We start from the raw sequence: 445 nt of genomic DNA, 5'->3' as shown, positions 1-445 counted from the left end.
GTCTGCGTCAGTCGAAGTATGATTCATATAACCTGCATTATTGGAGCTTGTCGAACTGCATGCTGATATTGCTAGAGCTACGAAGATTGCTAGAAAAATTTTCATGTGAACTCCCACTTACCTAATAATGAATTGCTTCGACATTACGCCGTAATATCATTATAGGATCACAAAGAAGTTTAATCTTTGAGCTCTTAATTTTCGTTATGAATATTGTGCTTCAAACCAGCTCTCTAAAATGACGACTGCAGACTGGTTATCGACATTACCTTTACTTAGTGCTTTGTAGCCGCCCATTTCAAAAAGGTCGGCTCTTGCTTCTGCGGTCGATAATCTTTCGTCATGCAGCTCAACATCAACACCAAAACGACCTTTTAAGCGGTTAGCAAATTTCTTTGCTCTTGGTGTGATGGTCTCTAGATCACGACCGTGAAGATCGGTAGGA

The 445-nt window shown here is 40.4% G+C and carries 1 protein-coding gene; it reads right to left on the bottom strand.

What is annotated here, in order from left to right; genetic code table 11:
- Window positions 1–204: 204 nt before the first annotated feature.
- The coding region (ruvX, locus tag AB4486_RS28430; protein WP_372120184.1) for a Holliday junction resolvase RuvX at window positions 205–445 on the bottom strand (241 nt) is incomplete at its 5' end.

Source organism: Vibrio sp. 10N.222.55.C6 (genome assembly GCF_041473395.1).
Classification (GTDB): Bacteria; Pseudomonadota; Gammaproteobacteria; order Enterobacterales; family Vibrionaceae; genus Vibrio; species Vibrio crassostreae_C.
This window is presented reverse-complemented; position numbering and strand designations above follow the sequence as displayed.